General features: G+C 62.9%; 15 protein-coding genes and 1 pseudogene. 5 read left to right on the top strand and 11 right to left on the bottom strand.

What is annotated here, in order from left to right; genetic code table 11:
• Nucleotide 1 precedes the first annotated feature (1 nt).
• The 6 genes and pseudogenes from QZ634_RS19355 to QZ634_RS19330 all read right to left on the bottom strand — a co-directional run bounded on the left by QZ634_RS19355 (nt 2) and on the right by QZ634_RS19330 (nt 4,789).
• Nucleotides 2–235 (bottom strand): nucleotidyltransferase domain-containing protein, encoded by a 234-nt coding sequence (locus tag QZ634_RS19355; RefSeq protein ID WP_291991141.1) that lies wholly within the window; start codon nt 233–235, stop codon nt 2–4.
• 336 nt (nt 236–571) lie between these two features.
• Nucleotides 572–868 (bottom strand): annotated as a pseudogene (locus QZ634_RS19350) (transcriptional regulator); the annotation flags it as partial.
• A gap of 519 nt (nt 869–1,387) precedes the next feature.
• Complete coding sequence (locus tag QZ634_RS19345; RefSeq protein WP_291991140.1) at nt 1,388–1,582, bottom strand: DUF4351 domain-containing protein; 195 nt, start codon at nt 1,580–1,582, stop codon at nt 1,388–1,390.
• A 101-nt stretch (nt 1,583–1,683) separates the two neighbouring features.
• On the bottom strand, nt 1,684–2,118 hold the full coding sequence (locus tag QZ634_RS19340; protein ID WP_291991138.1) for a DUF29 domain-containing protein: 435 nt from the start codon (nt 2,116–2,118) through the stop codon (nt 1,684–1,686).
• A gap of 802 nt (nt 2,119–2,920) precedes the next feature.
• On the bottom strand, nt 2,921–3,259 hold the full coding sequence (locus QZ634_RS19335; protein ID WP_291991136.1) for a MarR family EPS-associated transcriptional regulator: 339 nt from the start codon (nt 3,257–3,259) through the stop codon (nt 2,921–2,923).
• Nucleotides 3,260–3,535: 276 nt separating this feature from the next.
• Nucleotides 3,536–4,789 carry an ISL3 family transposase gene (locus tag QZ634_RS19330; protein WP_291988034.1) on the bottom strand — a complete coding sequence of 418 codons (1,254 nt, stop codon included), beginning with the start codon at nt 4,787–4,789 and terminating at the stop codon, nt 3,536–3,538.
• 765 nt (nt 4,790–5,554) lie between these two features.
• Here QZ634_RS19330 and QZ634_RS19325 point away from each other — a divergent pair.
• The 5 genes from QZ634_RS19325 (at nt 5,555) to QZ634_RS19305 (ending at nt 9,139) form a co-directional block, all read left to right on the top strand.
• Nucleotides 5,555–5,923 (top strand): hypothetical protein, encoded by a 369-nt coding sequence (locus QZ634_RS19325; RefSeq protein ID WP_291985704.1) that lies wholly within the window; start codon nt 5,555–5,557, stop codon nt 5,921–5,923.
• Entirely contained in the window at nt 5,920–7,422 is a 1,503-nt protein-coding gene (istA, locus tag QZ634_RS19320; protein ID WP_291991134.1) for an IS21 family transposase, read from the top strand. Before QZ634_RS19325 ends, istA begins: the two co-directional genes overlap by 4 nt.
• The gene (gene istB, locus QZ634_RS19315) at nt 7,409–8,155 is read left to right on the top strand and encodes an IS21-like element helper ATPase IstB (RefSeq protein ID WP_291991132.1); all 747 of its coding nucleotides are present in this window, start codon (nt 7,409–7,411) and stop codon (nt 8,153–8,155) included. The genes istA and istB overlap by 14 nt, the downstream gene beginning before the upstream one ends.
• Nucleotides 8,156–8,483: 328 nt before the next feature.
• Complete coding sequence (locus QZ634_RS19310; protein WP_291991130.1) at nt 8,484–8,732, top strand: type II toxin-antitoxin system prevent-host-death family antitoxin; 249 nt, start codon at nt 8,484–8,486, stop codon at nt 8,730–8,732.
• The gene (locus QZ634_RS19305; protein ID WP_291991128.1) at nt 8,729–9,139 is read left to right on the top strand and encodes a type II toxin-antitoxin system VapC family toxin; all 411 of its coding nucleotides are present in this window, start codon (nt 8,729–8,731) and stop codon (nt 9,137–9,139) included. The genes QZ634_RS19310 and QZ634_RS19305 overlap by 4 nt, the downstream gene beginning before the upstream one ends.
• 559 nt (nt 9,140–9,698) lie before the next feature.
• On the opposite strand, the gene QZ634_RS19300 is transcribed toward QZ634_RS19305, so the two are convergent.
• The 5 genes from QZ634_RS19300 to QZ634_RS19280 all read right to left on the bottom strand — a co-directional run bounded on the left by QZ634_RS19300 (nt 9,699) and on the right by QZ634_RS19280 (nt 15,058).
• Entirely contained in the window at nt 9,699–10,223 is a 525-nt protein-coding gene (locus QZ634_RS19300) for a DUF4351 domain-containing protein (RefSeq protein WP_291991126.1), read from the bottom strand.
• Nucleotides 10,186–11,220 (bottom strand): DUF4351 domain-containing protein, encoded by a 1,035-nt coding sequence (locus QZ634_RS19295; RefSeq protein WP_291991125.1) that lies wholly within the window; start codon nt 11,218–11,220, stop codon nt 10,186–10,188. Before QZ634_RS19295 ends, QZ634_RS19300 begins: the two co-directional genes overlap by 38 nt.
• Nucleotides 11,221–12,364: 1,144 nt before the next feature.
• On the bottom strand, nt 12,365–12,811 hold the full coding sequence (locus tag QZ634_RS19290; RefSeq protein WP_291991124.1) for a transposase: 447 nt from the start codon (nt 12,809–12,811) through the stop codon (nt 12,365–12,367).
• Nucleotides 12,812–12,917: 106 nt separating this feature from the next.
• On the bottom strand, nt 12,918–13,436 hold the full coding sequence (locus QZ634_RS19285) for a transcription termination/antitermination NusG family protein (RefSeq protein WP_291991122.1): 519 nt from the start codon (nt 13,434–13,436) through the stop codon (nt 12,918–12,920).
• A gap of 89 nt (nt 13,437–13,525) precedes the next feature.
• Complete coding sequence (locus tag QZ634_RS19280) at nt 13,526–15,058, bottom strand: helicase HerA-like domain-containing protein (protein WP_291991120.1); 1,533 nt, start codon at nt 15,056–15,058, stop codon at nt 13,526–13,528.
• Between the last annotated feature and the right edge of the window lie 28 nt (nt 15,059–15,086).

The raw sequence follows: 15,086 nt of genomic DNA, 5'->3' as shown, positions 1-15,086 counted from the left end.
ATCAGCACATCGACCTTGCGGCCGTGCACAGCGTGCGCGAGACTTTGGCCGAGAGCTGGGCCGCGAGAAGCGCGGGGTTGGGAACGGGTTCATTCAATTCGATCATCAGGTCGAGATCGCCACCGCGCGCGCGGTCGTCCAGCCTGGAACCAAATACGCGGACGCGCGCCTGCTCGCCGGCCACTTGCCGGGAAAGATCGCGGATGGCTTCTATCTGCAGGGTGATCAGGCGCATGGGTGGCGGTTTCGGCAGTCAAGGTCGAGCACGGACAGCGGCCAGATAACGGGTGGCCAGCACGTTGATTGCCGAGCTTTCGCGGTGGTCGATTGGGCGCTGGTCAGGCGGGCACGGGGAGCTTCTGGCATGGTGGCGTTCCTTTCCAGCGGCTATTCTGCGGTATTGCGCTATTCGGGGGCAATTATCGCCCGATGATCGCGCAGGGGACGGAGTTACCCCCGTCGCCCTCTCACAGAGGCTTTCCAGAAGCAGGTGGCCACGGCCATGTCGCGAGCAGCGCGCCGCCGGCGACCTGCCCTGGTCGTAGAGCCGGTCGCGGCAGCGAGTTCGAGGGATCAGAACTTGCGCCGGGATCCCGAGCTTCTGGTGAAGCCTGCGAATCATTGGCAACTTTGGCGGGTGCTTGCGGTTCAGGATCTCGTGTATGCGCTTGCTCTTGCCAATGAGCGGTTGCAGATCCTTGACCGACAAACCGCCTTGCTCGATGCGGAATTTGACGGCTTCAAGCGGATCAGGCGGACTGACGGGAAGAGGCTTGACTTCATAGGCCTGGACAAGCGTGGCCAGGATATCCGGGTGGTCACCCGCCGGCGACCCCTCGCCGGGGTCGGCCTCGATCAGCGCCGCGATTTGTCAGAGAATGGAACTGGATTGCCGCGTCGGCTTCGCCTCCTCGCAATGACGGGAGCTGGGGAAGGGTTACACGGATTTGGCGACGCGGGCAGCCGTAGGGAGCGGGTGAAATCCGGCCACCCCACGGTTTCACGCTGCTGTCACGGTCGCTGAAGGTCTCATCGGGAATGCAGCACTGCACTTGCCGCCATTTTGCCCTGTCGCGCCGCGGTCAGATTTGCTGAAGGTCTCGTCAGGAACGGCGAATGCGGCGCCACACCAGCGTACGTCATTGCGAGGAGGCGCAGCCGACGCGGCAATCCAGTTCCATTTTCTGACTACTCGTCCGCCACATCAGCCAGGCGAAAAACAAGACCTCTGGATTGCCGCGTCGGCTGCGCCTCCTCGCAATGACGGCGAAGTGGGCTGGCCAGCGCCATGTTCGTACTGGCGACGCCTGCGGCAATCACCTCGCCGCATCACCGCCATTGCCACCGCCACTCCGCGGAGCGCAGCAAGGTGGCAGAAGTTCGGTGCTCAATCCCCATCGAAGACTTCGTCCAGGGACTTTGCGTCAAGGATTTTGAGCGCCCAGCTTTCGAGTTGCTCAACTGTGGCGTTGGCCAGTCGGGCGCGGATGGCATCAGGCAAAGCGCCGAAGCGACGGGCAAGCAGGCTCTGCAGGAGGGTAGCCTCCCCTTTTTGCATGCCTTTTTGCTCTCCTTTCTGCATTCCCTGCTGCAATCCTTGTCGCCTGGCGTAGGGCGGCGGCGGTATTTTTTGGCATTCCGCAATGCGCGTGCTGGCGTGGAGGAGCCATCAACGCCCCAACGTCACGTGGGTAGCCAGCGATCGTTCAGAACTTCCTCTTCGATTGCCCAGGGGCACGCGTCGGGGAAACAGTCCAGTCCAGATTCGCCGACGGCCTGAGCAACGGCCTTGGCCCACACCATCTCAAGCCATTGAGCTTCACGAAGCTTGCGGGCCAGGCTGGGAGCGTCCTGCAGTCCGTAGGCAATTTCCTTACGCTGCGCCAGGATCGTCTTTTCCCAGCTGGTTCCCCGCCTTTCCGGCTGATACCGCCACTTAAGCAAGTGAGCCAGCAGCACCGCCATCCTGCTCGCGAGTTCGCGCTGTTCGCTCTTGCCCACGTCCTCGATCTCCTCAGCTATGTGCTCTCGGTCGAGCAATTCGAGTTGCCCGGCACGAAGCAGCCCGGCCTGCTCGCTCGCCCAGGCCACGACATCTGTTTCGTAACTGGTTCTCACGTCGTCTCCTTTCAACACTAGCCAAGGCCTTGATTCTACGCCAAGCTTCCGACGGTGGCGGACGAAGCGCAGCTGCTTGCTGACACCAAGCAGCGAAGCTTGTGGTAAGCGATGGCAGCTCGCCGTGGCTACCAACGTGTAGAAGCCCGATTTATCGGGCGATGGGCGGGTGGGTGATCTCCGGCGCTTCGACAACACGATATGCCGTCATCGCCCGATTCATCGGGCGACCCTCGTTTCGCCTGCCTGCGCGTCATCCAGACACGCTACCGCCATACCAGAATGCTTGGGCATTCAGCATGTTGCACGGCTTCGCCGGAGAGCCCTGCTCTCTCCCGGGTTCGACCGATTGCTGCGGGTTTCTGATCTTGTTGTCGGCTTATGCAAGATTATCCACGGGGGTGCTGGAATGGGCTGTGACATTGAGCACGATTCTTGCGATCTGGCTGACGGGGTTCGGGCGGGAAAAGCTTGGTGGCGTTGGGCCGGAGCTGCAAGATTCGACGGTTCATAAGCGTTGCGGGAGGCTCATCGGGATTCTGGCCAACGCGGCGCCATCCGTAGGATGGCCGATTTATCGGGTGGCCCTCTATGCGCCGGCCTGCGTGTCATCCAGGAACGCTACCGCCATACCAGAATGCGTGGGCATTCAGCATGTTGCACGCCTCCGGCGGTGGGCACCGCCCTATCCAGGTGCGACCGACGCCAGCGCTTCGGTGGAGCGGTGATTTCATGTACATTGCCGCCGTTTAGCTTTTCGGGCCTGGCGGCTTTTCCAGTCAGCACTACGGTTTGTCGCGGTTCAGCCTTGATCGTCCTGAGCGGCCAGCTCGGCGCGCATACCTTCGATTTCCACTTTCATCGCGACATACTCCTCTTCCTTGCGGGCAAGGTAGTCGCGGGTCAGGCGCAGCCTGGCGCGGATGCCTTCGGGAGTCAGCAGGTAGGCGTATTTCAGCTTGTCTTCGGCGCGAAGGAAACTGCCGGCTTTGATGTAGCCTTTTTCGAGCAGCGCCTTGAGCAGGTAATTGGTCTTGCCCAAACTGGCGCCAAGCCGTTCAGCAAGCTGCCGCTGGCTGATCTGTGGCTCTTCCTCGACGATTCGGAGGATGCGCAGGTGCACTTGCTCGGCCGGGGTCATGGTGTCTTGTTCAACAGATGAACGCGGATGACAGGGGATGTTGGCGGAAGGGGCAAGGGCGATTGCGGTTTCCTGTAGGAGCCCGATTCATCGGGCGATAGGCGGGTGGGTGACCTCGGGGCGCTTCGACGGGGCGGCAGGTTGTCGCGGCCAAGCTGAAACTGGTCGCCGTCAGCCGGCGCGAAGCTGGATGTTCTTGGGGTGGATGTTCTTCGAGCGCTTGATATAGAGCTGGTTTTTCTTCGCTGTTTGGGTCTTCTTTGGTTTTATTTGGGTTTAGGTCGTTTCGTGTGGAACGGGCAAGAATGGGGCGAAGGGCGAGGCGGGCAAATGAGTGAGCTTCCCAGCAATAAGGTAGGCCATGGCGATGAAGTTTTCGACGCGGCGATAGCCGCGTGCCCTTGCGCGCGCCTCCTGGAGCGCTCGATTCATCGCTTCGACCCGGCCATTGTGCTTGCCGGGGTGAAAACCGTTGAGGACGCCAGGAAGATGCTTGGTGATCGTCCTGCCGAGGCGCTTGAAAGGTTCGAGTCGGCAGCGGCTGGCCCAGCTGAGCCAGCGCTTGAGCAGGGGTTCGGCCTCGTCAGGTGTCGTGGCGGTGGCGTAGATGGAGCGCAGCGCCTGCTTGATCCGCCAGGCCCGTGCGGTCTTGAGGTTCGAGCGCTGCAACCAGTGCATGGTGTCGGTTTGCTTGACGGTCCAGTCGGCGGGTTTCTTGTGCAGGCCCCAGCGGGTGCCTTTGAGTTCGGGCGCGCTCTTGACCTCGGCGCGTCGCACCTCGTCCAGCGCCGTGCTGCTCAGAGCGACCACGTGGAAGCGGTCGAAACAGACCTCGGCTGCGGGAAAATGCTCGGCGGCGCCGGCCTGGAACGAGCCGCTCATGTCCATGCTGACATGGGTGATCGCGGTGGGCTGGCCACCATGCTCGGTAAGGTCGCTGGCGAACTTCCCGAGCGTGGCCTTGTCCCGGCCCGGTGTGGCAAACAGCAGACGCTGTGCGTCGAGGTCATAAAAAACAGAGATATACGTCTGGCCGCGTTTACTGGCGGTCTCATCGACGCCGATCGCGCGAACCCTGGCATGACTTTCCTGGGCGCGCGCCCGGCCCACATGATGATTGATCACGCGCCACAGTCTGCGACTGCGCACGCGCAGCAGTCGGCCAGCTGCCAAGACCGACATGGTCGGCGCCAGCATCAACGTCAAGGCCTCGAACAGCAGCGTGAAGCGGCTCCCTTCACGCGCCCAGGGCACAGGAATCTGCGTGACCTTGCCGCAACCGGCACAGGCCACTCGCGGCACCTCGGCATGCAGGTGGGCTTCGTACTGAAAGAAATCCATATGGCGCCAGGAACGCGCCAAACGGTCATGCAGCGGCTGCGCCGCCGCACCGCAAGCCGGGCAAACATGAATGGCTGCGCCAAATCGGACCTGGAAATCGATCCGTCCGGACTCTGGCTTGAAGATGACTTCAGCTACCTGCCAAGGAGCAACGAGACCCAGAGCTTGGGTAAACAGCGTTTCAATCATGAGGAACCGGTCGCGAGAGGAAAGGCCGCCATTGTCCTCCATGCCGAGGGCGGCAGACTGCCTTCCTCGGCCCGGAGCAAGCGTAAGCGAGCGGGCAGCGATGTAAAGGGTTCGGCTGCGCCCGGACTGCGTCCGCCCTTGACATCACCGCTCCCTCAAAACGCGAAACCCATCGCCGGTTCCACACGAAACGACATAGAGCCTTTTATTTCCAGATCGTGTAGTAGCCCGTCCTGTGATGAGGCAGGAGGGGACGCGAGATGGACAGAGAGAAGCAGGACCCCTGCGTGAATTGCGGTCAGGCGTTTGTGCCGGACAGGCGTAACGCGCGGCATCAGCGTTATTGCGGGTCCGCGGCGTGCAAGGCAGCGAGCAAGCGGGCCAGCCAGGCGAAATGGCTCGCCAAGAACCCCGACTATCACCGCGGAGCGGAAGCCGTGGCGCGGGTCCAGGCCTGGCGACAGGAGCACCCTGGATACAGCCGCGGCAAGCGTGCGCCGCTTGCCGAGTCCGCGATACAAGAAACCTTAATGTTCGAGCCTGACGCCTCGGCGCCCCTGCCAGCAGAGGCCGTGCGCCCAGCGAAGAAATCTTGTAACGCTCCCACGATCGAACTGGCGCCACCGTTACAAGATTTCTTGAACGCCCAACCTACTGTTCTGATTGGATTAATCGCCCATATCTGGGGCAGTACGTTACAAGATGACATCGCCTCGGCCCTGACCCGGCTGCTACAACTGGGACAGGACATTCGAGGAGGCCCGCATGAACAGTCCGACCAAGCGGCTATTGAATCCGCAACGTCAGCGGCAGGTGCCCGCGCATTTCAGCTGGCTCGATCATCGGCTGGTGCGGGAACACTACATCGAGAAGGCTGACGTCTGCGCCTGGGCGCTGTACCTGTTTCTGGTCACTGTCGCCGACGCCTGCGGTCTTTCCTACTACAGCGAGGCCAGCCTCTGCCGACGACTGCAGATGGACGCCGTTCGCCTGGCCCGCGCCCGCCGGGACTTGATCGCCCTCGACCTGATCGCCTACGACGCACCGTTGTACCAGGTCCTGAGCGTGCCCGAGTGTGTGCCGGTCGGCACGCGTCTGGCGCGGCTGCGCGCTGTTCTGGAGAGCCGGCCATGATCGACTATGCCACGTGGTGCGCCATTCACGAGGGGGTGGCCAGTCATCTGACGGCCCCCCAACTTGCCGCTAGCCTGGACCTGGACGTCAAGACCGTCCGCCACTGGATCGACCGCCCGTACGCCCCGCGGGCGCGCGTGCCGCGGGCCAGCAAGCTCGATCCCTACAAGGGGCGCATCGTCGGCTGGCTCGATGCGCATCCGCTCACCGCCCAGCAGGTGTTTCAACGCCTGCGGGATGCTGGCTACGAGGGCGGCATCAGCATCGTCAAGGACTACGTCCACAAGATCCGCCCACCCCGGCGCGAAGCCTTCCTGACCCTGGCCTTCGCCCCCGGGGAAGTCGCCCAGGTCGACTGGGGGGAATACGGCACCATCGCCGTGGGCAACACCCGCCGCCGCCTTTCGTTCTTCGTCATGGTGCTGGCCTGGAGCCGGAAGCTGTACGTCGAGTTTGCGCTCTCGCAAACGATGGAGCACTTCCTGGCGGCACACATCAACGCCTTTGCTGCCCTGGGGGTGCCGCGCAAGGTCATGGTCGATAATCTGCGCAGTGCGGTCTTGCGCCATGTGCGTGGCGAGCCGGTGCAGTTCAATCCCCGCTATCTCGACTTCGCCCGCCATTACGGCTTCGAAATCGTCGCCTGTGCGCCGAGAAAAGGGAATGAGAAGGGACGCGCGGAAAGGGGCGTCGCTTATGTCAAAACCAATTTCCTGGCCGGCCTGGAGCTGCCAAACTTCAGCGCGCTCAATCCGGCCGTCAGGCTGTGGCTGGAGACGGTTGCCAACGTCCGCCTGCATCGCGAAACACAACGCCGGCCGGAAGACCTCTGGGTCGAGGAACGCGCTCATCTGCAGCCGGTCAATCCCCGGCTGTTCGATGTCGGCCGCGTCCTGACCGTTCGTGCCAACCGACAGTTCCGGGTCACGCTCGAGAGCAATCGCTATTCCGTCCCCGCCCGCCTGGCGGGCCGACCGGTGACGATGAAGGTCTATCCGGATCGCGTCTGTGTCTATCACGACGGCGAATTGGTCGCCCGCCATGGGCGTTCCTTCGAACGCCATCAGGACATCGAGGACCCCGATCACCCGAAGGCCTTGATCGCTCAACGTCGGCATGCCCGCGATGCGTTGGTACTCAAGCGCTTCCTGGGTTTGACGCCACTGGCAGAGAAATATCACGCCGGCTTGCTCGATCGCCGGGGGAATGCGATCGCGCATGTGCGCAAGATCGTGGCACTGGCCGAGATCCACGGTGACGACGCGGTCGTGCGGGCGATGACCGATGCCCTGACCTTTGAGGCCTTCAGCAGCGAATACATCGCCCATCTGATTGACGCACGTCGCCGCCAGTTGCCCGAGCCGAGCCCGCTACACCTTATCCGCCGGCAGGATCTGCTGGAGCTTGAACTGCCACCACCGGACTTGTCCGCTTATTCTGGCATCCGCACGGGAAACAATCCGCAAGACGAGGTAGGAGGTGATCATGACCATGTCTGAGGCGCTTCTCGCGAAGCATCTGGGTCGTTTGCAGCTGCCGTATTTCGTTCAGCACGCGCCGGACTTGATGGCTCAGGCGGCCCGTGAGTCGTGGTCTCATGGCCGCTTTCTCGAAGACCTGGTGGCCGGCGAGGTCGCTCGCCGCGATGAGGCGCTGATTGCCCGCCGCATTAAGGCCGCGCGCTTGCCCGGCATCAAGACGCTGGACGGCTTCGACTGGTCGTGGCCGAAGAAGATCAATCGGCCGCAAATCCAGCATCTGTTCCGGCTCGACTTCGTGCCGCCGCATGGCAACGTGATCCTCCTCGGCGCGGTCGGCGTCGGCAAGACCCATCTAGCCATAGCCCTCGCTCATGCGGCCTGCCTGCAGGGCCTGACGACGCTGTTCACCACCGCCGTCGACATCGTCAATGCGCTGGCCGCCGCCCAGGCCACCGGCGGGGTCAAACGCGAGATGACCAGGCTGCTCAAACCCGCCATCCTCTGCGTCGACGAATTGGGCTATCTGCCGATTGACAAGTTTGGCGCCGATGGCCTCTTCCAGGTGATCAGTCAGCGCTATGAGCGCGGTTCAACAATCATCACGTCGAATAAAGCGTACAAACAATGGCCGGAGATCTTCAACAACGACAGCACCCTCACTGCCGCCTTGCTCGACCGCCTGCTGCATCATGCCGAGACACTGGTCATCGAAGGATCGTCCTACCGGATGCGCGAGCAGCACGACGCCTGATTCAGAAACCGTCCTCGGCCAGCCCCTGCACCGACCGCCTTTGCCCACGGGCCGGGCGGCCCTCTCTTGGCGCTCTCTAACCAACGTTCCAGACCACAGCTCCGGCCTTGCTCGCACCAGATTTATGTCGGCTTGTGGACGCCGGTTTCACCCCGGCGCGGACAGGCAGGTCGTCATCGCCCGATGAATCGGGCTCCTACAGGGGGGAGCGTGGCGGCGGATCGCGCGATGGCGGCGTTCGTGGCGGCTTACAGCTGGCGGATTTTGCGATGCTGGGCTACGCGCTCTGGCTCGCCTAGACTCATCTCATCATTCAACGGAGGTGGCCATGGCAACCGTGAACATGCTGGAGGCGAAGTCGAACTTGTCGCGCCTTGTTGAAGCCATCGAACAGGGCAAGGAACGGGAAATCGTCATTGCCCGGAACGGACGACCAGCAGCGCGCCTGGTTCCGATCGCGGAGCAACCGCCAGAGCAGCGCATTGGCGTGGCAAGGGGCGCTTTCGACGTTCCGGAGGATATCGACGCGAACAATGAAGACGTGGCTCGGCTGTTTCTGCAGCGGATTGGATCTTGAAGCTTCTGCTCGATACTCATATGGCCTTGTGGGCTATTGCCGATCATCCCGGCTTGTCGGCAAAAGCTCGCGAACTGATCGTCGCGCCAAAAAGCACGATCCGGGTCAGTTCTGTGACGATATGGGAAATCAGCATCAAACACAGCCTGGGACGAGGTGACATGCCGGTTTCTGGCAAGCTTGCGCGGGAATATTTTCGCCAGGCGAGATACCGCCTGCTTCCTGTAGAACCCGAACCTGCTGCTGCGATAGAAGGGCTCCCCGCACACCACCAGGATCCCTTCGACCGCCTTCTTGTGGCGCAGGCCCTGACCGAAACGATGCAACTGGTCACGCACGAGGGCTTGGTCGCTCGTTACAGTGATGGTTTTCTTTGCATCCGAGTTGAGAGGCAACGCCGCTGGTGACGGCCGCCGCCGCGCTTGAGCTGACCTGGAAGCTCCGGCGGAACACCTGCCAACCTGTAGGAGCCCGATTCATCGGGCGATTGGCGGATCGAGACCTCGGGCGCTTCGACGGAGCGACACGTCGTCATCGCCCGACAAGTCGGGCTCCTACAGGGGTGATGGTCGGCTATCGCGAAGCGGGCAGGTCAGAGACCCAGCCGCGCCGCCCGGCTTCTGCAAGAGCCAACCTGTAGGAGCCCGATTCATCGGGCGATTGGCGGATCGAGACCTCGGGCGCTTCGACAGAGCGACACGTCGTCATCGCCCGACAAGTCGGGCTCCTACAGGGGTGATGGTCGGCTATCGCGAAGCGGGCAGGTCAGAGACCCAGCCGCGCCGCCCGGCTTCTGCAAGAGCCAACCTGTAGGAGCCCGATTCATCGGGCGATTGGCGGGTGGTGACCGCGGGCGCTTTGACGGAGCGATACGTCGTCATCGCCCGATGAATCGGGCTCCTACAGGGGGTGAGGTACGTGGATGTTTTCGCCTGACGGATTGGGCGGTGGCGGAGTTTGTCTGCTTCAACCCTGATCGAAAATTTCGTCCAGCGATTGTGCATCGAGCACCTTGATGGCCCAGCTTTCGAGCTGCTCGACGGTGGCCCCGTCCAGTCGGATGCGGACAGAGTCGGGCAGCGCACCGAAGCGACGGGCGAGAAGGCTCTGCAAGAGTGCGGCCTCGCCTTCCTGGCGGCCTTGCTGACGGCCTTCCTGGCGGCCTTGCTGCAAGCCTTTTTCGATTCCGAAGCGTTCGGCAGAGGTGACGTAAGGCATGGTGACGTTCCTTTCCAATGTGTAGACTTCGTCCATCAGCCGCTTCTCGAGCTCGGTCGGCAACGCGCCTGCCAACCTGTAGGAGCCCGATTCATCGGGCGATTGGCGGGTGGTGACCTCGGGCGCTTCGACGGAGCGACACGTCGTCATCGCCCGATGAATCGGGCTCCTACAGGGGGTGAGGTGCGTGGATGTTTTCGCCTGACGGATTGGGCGGTGGCGGTGTTTGTCTGCTTCAACCCTGATCGAAAATTTCGTCCAGCGATCGCGCATCGAGCACCTTGATGGCCCAGCTTTCGAGCTGCTCGACGGTGGCCCCGTCCAGTCGGATGCGGACAGAGTCGGGCAGCGCACCGAAGCGACGGGCGAGAAGGCTCTGCAAGAGTGCGGCCTCGCCTTCCTGGCGGCCTTCCTGGCGGCCTTCCTGGCGGCCTTCCTGGCGGCCTTCCTGGCGGCCTTCCTGGCGACCTTGTTGGAAGCCTTGCTGCAAGCCTTGCTGCAAGCCTTTTTCGATTCCGAAGCGTTCGGCAGAGGTGACGTAAGGCATGGTGACGTTCCTTTCCAATGTGTAGACTTCGTCCATCAGCCGCTTCTCGAGCTCGGTCGGCAAGCGCATCAGCCAGTCGATGACGCTGAACAGGTCGATGATGCGCTGCTTGTCCCAGTTGCGTTCGTAGAGGAGCTTGGCCAGCCGCCATTTTGCCGCATAACGTTGTTCAGGGTCACCTTTCGTCTTGCGGGTGAATAGGTGCGCGGCGGTAACCAGGGCAAAGGGATTGGTATCGGCCAGGAGAGCTTCGACCTGATCCGCGTAATCGAGGAGCTTTACGGTCGGGAAGCGGATACCCATTTCGCAGCCGAACAGCCGGTAGCCGAAGTGAGTGGGTTTCCAGTTTTCGCCATCGTCGGCCAGCACGGCGAGGGTGGCGACTGGCCGGCGGTAGCGGTCGTAGAGCCGGTAGTTGTAGGTGAACAGGCGCTCAGGAAAATTGGCGTCGTGCTGTCCCTGGACCTCGACGTGAATGTAGACCCACTGCTCGCCCCCGTCGCGAGTACTTACCTGTACGAGGCGGTCCACCAGCCGTTTGCCGAGTTCGGCATCCTGCACGATCTGGGCGAGTTCCTGATCGAGGAAGACGTGTGCTTGCTGCCAGTCTATTTCAGCGTGGGCGAGCGGGAAATAGAAGGCCATGAACTCGGGAAAGTAGCGCGTGATCGCGTCTTTCCACGGGGTATCGTAGTCGTCGCTCGCTGGTGCCTCGTTGTCCATGGGTGGCTGCTCAACGCAAGATGATCACGATAACGCGACTGAAAGGGCGCTGGGTTCCATTCGTTGCAGACATGGCGATGATGCGATTTTTTGCCTCGGAGCTCAACGATTTTCGCTACCGAGGATAGCGGTGGGTTCTCGAGCGGCTGGGTGAGCTTGGGCGCTTCGACAACATGGTGCGTCGTCATCGCCCGATGAATCGGGCTCCTACAGGGCGTGAGGTTCGTGGCGGTTGCGGCCTGTCAGATCGGGGGATAGGCATGTTCGCAGGCGTACGGCAACGCGCTGGCCAACCTGTAGGAGCCCGATTTATCGGGCGATTGGCGCTTCGTGTAATCGAGCGCCTTTGACAGCACGGTGCGTTGTCATCGCCCGATGAATCGGGCTCCTACAGGGGGAGGTTGGTGGCGGTTGTGGCTTGGCAGATCGGGGGCTGGGCATGTTCATAGGCGTACGGCAACGCGCCGGCCAAGATGTAGGAGCCCGATTTATCGGGCGATTGGCGCTTCGTGTAATCGAGCGCCTTTGACAGCACGATACGTCGTCATCGCCCGATGAATCGGGCTCCTACAGGGGGCGGTTGGTGGCGGTTGTGGCCTGGCAGATCGGGGGATGGCCATGTTCGTAGGCGTACGACAACGCGCCGGCCGACCTGTAGGAGCCCGATTTATCGGGCGATTGGCGCTTCGTGTAATCGAGCGCCTTTGACAGCACGATACGTCGTCATCGCCCGATGAATCGGGCTCCTACAGGGGGCGGTTGGTGGCGGTTGTGGCCTGGCAGATCGGGGGATGGCCATGTTCGTAGGCGTACGACAACGCGCCGGCCGACCTGTAGGAGCCCGATTTATCGGGCGATTGGCGCTTCGTGTAATCGAGCGCTTTGACAGCACGGTGCGTCGTCATCGCCCGATGAATCGGGCTCCTACAGGGGGGAGGTGCGTGGCGGTTGTGGCCTGGCAGATCGGGTCATCGGCATGTTCGTAGGCGTACGGCAACGCGCTGGCCAACCTGTAGGAGCCCGATTTATCGGGCGATTGGCGCTTCGTGTAATCGAGCGCCTTTGACAGCACGATACGTCGTCATCGCCCGATGAATCGGGCTCCTACAGGGCGTGAGGTGCGTGACGGGTCGGGCGATGGGCTCTAAATCCAGACGGCATCCCAGTGCGGGTAGTCTCCCAATCGCTCAACCAAGCCGGCGCGCACGGGGTTGCGGACGACGTAGCGCGCCACGGTCGCAAGATCTTCATCGCGGCGCAGGGCGCGATCGTGGAATCCTTTTTGCCAGATTCGGCGGCCCAGGCTCAGACTCACCTTGGCGCGGTAGACGCGCACAGCCTCGCTGACGCTGACCTCCGAAGCCAGCTCCAGCAACCAATGGACATGGTCCGGCATGACCACGAAGGCCAGCGTCGTGCCGTAGCGGCGCACTGCTCGCTCATTGAAGCAGCGAGCAGCCTGGTGTGCCGTGGTGAAGTGCTCGAAGACGCGCGCTCGTTCGGCGGTCACCAGGGTTAGCAGGTAGACCTGCCCGGATTGTGAGCAGCGGCCCTGGCGGAGATCTTCGGCGTGGGGTTGGCTGGGGGGCATGGTTGCGGTTCGCTGCGTGTCGTGGTTTCGCCCGATGCAGCGAGCTCCTACCGGGGATCGCAGCGATCGCTGCAGGAGCCCGTTTTATCGGGCGATGACCGCTGCCTCACGTCAGCGTCACGTGCCCAGCCGGCACAGCGACGGCCTTTTCGCGACCGAGCAGGCTGAGCATGACGACGACCCGCTCCTCGGCGATCGCGGACACGATGCCGGACAGGCCTTTGAGCGGCCCGGCAGCGATCTCGACGCTGTCACCGGCATGGAAGGGGTGCACTTTCTCGTCCACTGCCGCGGCCTGCCGTTCAGCCAGTGAGCGAATTGCGGCCAGTGTCGCCTCATCCAGGGTGGCGGGGATTCCGCCAAAGCTGACCAGTCCGCTGACGCCGGGCGTGCTGCGAATCGGGCCGATGCTCTGTTCGGGGCGACCGCAACGGACAAAACTGTAGCGCGGGAACATCACCTGCTGCCGCTTCGTCCAGCCAGCCTTGGCTTTTTCCCATTGCGTGAGCATGGGCAGGAAAACCTCGTAGCCCTGCTCCTCGAGCTTGCGCACGGCCAGCGCCTCGCGGCGAGGCTTGCAGAGGCAGACGTACCAGGGATTGATTGGAGATAGGTTGGTAGACATGGGGCGACAGTGACAGAGGGCTCGGAGGGTGCAGGAGCGGTGGTGGATAGTGAATGAGGAGGACAGGAACTCAGCGGGAGGACAGAAACTCAGCGCCGCCGCGAACCGCCGCCGAGCAGCGAACCGAGCACGCCGCGAATGAGCTGACGACCGACTTGCGAGCCAATCGCTCGCGCCGCGCTCTTGGCGGCCGTGGTGGCGACCGAATCGCCGCCCCGCGAGCGACCGCCGCTGGAACCTCCGCCGAAGAGGTCGGCGAGGCCGCCGAGCCAGCCGCCGCTCGACGACGAGTCTGGCTGCGGCTCGCTGGCCGCCGGCTGCGGCGCGCCAGCAGCGTCTCCGGGAGCGGCCGCCTGAGCCCGCAGCAGCTCGTAGGCCGACTCGCGATCGACCACCGCCTCGTAGTGCCCGTAGATCGTCGACGCCTTGATCACCGCCTGCCGCTCGTCGGCGGTCTGCGGCCCCATGCGCGAGGCGGGTGGCAGGACGAAGGCGCGCTCGACGACGTTCGGCCGCCCTTTTTCGTCGAGAAAGGAAACCAGCGCTTCGCCGACGCCGAGTTCGGTGATCGCCGTCTCGGCGTCGAAACGCGGATTGGCGCGCAGCGTCTGCGCTGCCGCGCGGACGGCTTTCTGGTCGCGCGGCGTGAATGCGCGCAGCGCGTGCTGGACGCGGTTGCCGAGCTGGCCGAGAACACTGTCGGGGATGTCGAGCGGATTCTGGGTGACGAAATAGACGCCGACACCTTTCGAGCGAATCAGCCGCACCACCTGTTCGATCTTTTCCAGCAAGGCCGCCGGCGCTTCGCTGAACAGCAGGTGCGCCTCGTCGAAGAAGAAGACCAGCTTCGGTTTTTCGACGTCGCCGACTTCGGGCAACTGTTCGAAAAGCTCGGCCAGCAGCCAGAGCAGGAAAGTCGAGTACAGCCGCGGCGAAGTCATCAGCTTGTCGGCGGCGAGGATATTGACCACTCCCCTGCCGTTGTCGGTCTGCATCAGGTCGGCGATGTCGAGCATCGGTTCGCCGAAGAAGACGTCACCGCCCTGGTCGCCAAGGTTCAGCAGGCCGCGCTGGATGGCGCCGATCGACGCCGCCGAGACATTGCCGTACTCGCTGCTGAAGCTCTTGGCGTTCTCGCCGACGTGCTGCAGCATCGCCCGCAGATCCTTGAGATCGAGGAGCAGCAGGCCGTTGTCGTCGGCAATCCTGAATACCATTTGCAGGACGCCGGTCTGGGTGTCGTTGAGGTTCAGCAGACGCGCCAGCAGGACCGGCCCCATGTCCGAAATCGTCGCCCGCACGGGGTGACCCTGCTCGCCGAAGACGTCCCAGAAAGCGACCGGGCATTTGCTCGGCGTGTGCTCCTTGATGCCCAGCGCGTCGAGGCGCGCCTGCATCTTTGTCGACACGCTGCCCTCTGCCGCCAGGCCCGAGAGATCACCTTTCACATCGGCCATGAACACCGGCACGCCGATCTCCGAAAAACGCTCGGCGAGAACCTGCAGGGTCACCGTTTTTCCGGTACCGGTGGCGCCGGTAATCAGGCCGTGCCGGTTGGCAAGCGCTGGCAACAAGGCCAGTTCGGTGTCTTCGTGCTTGGCGATGGCGAGGGGTTTGCTCATGGGCGACTCCGGAAAGTAGGGACTGGGA

It is taken from the genome of Candidatus Accumulibacter sp. ACC007 (genome assembly GCF_907163205.1).
GTDB lineage: Bacteria > Pseudomonadota > Gammaproteobacteria > Burkholderiales > Rhodocyclaceae > Accumulibacter > Accumulibacter regalis.
Note: the sequence above shows the minus strand (reverse complement) of the source record. Positions and strands in the feature narration are given on the sequence as shown.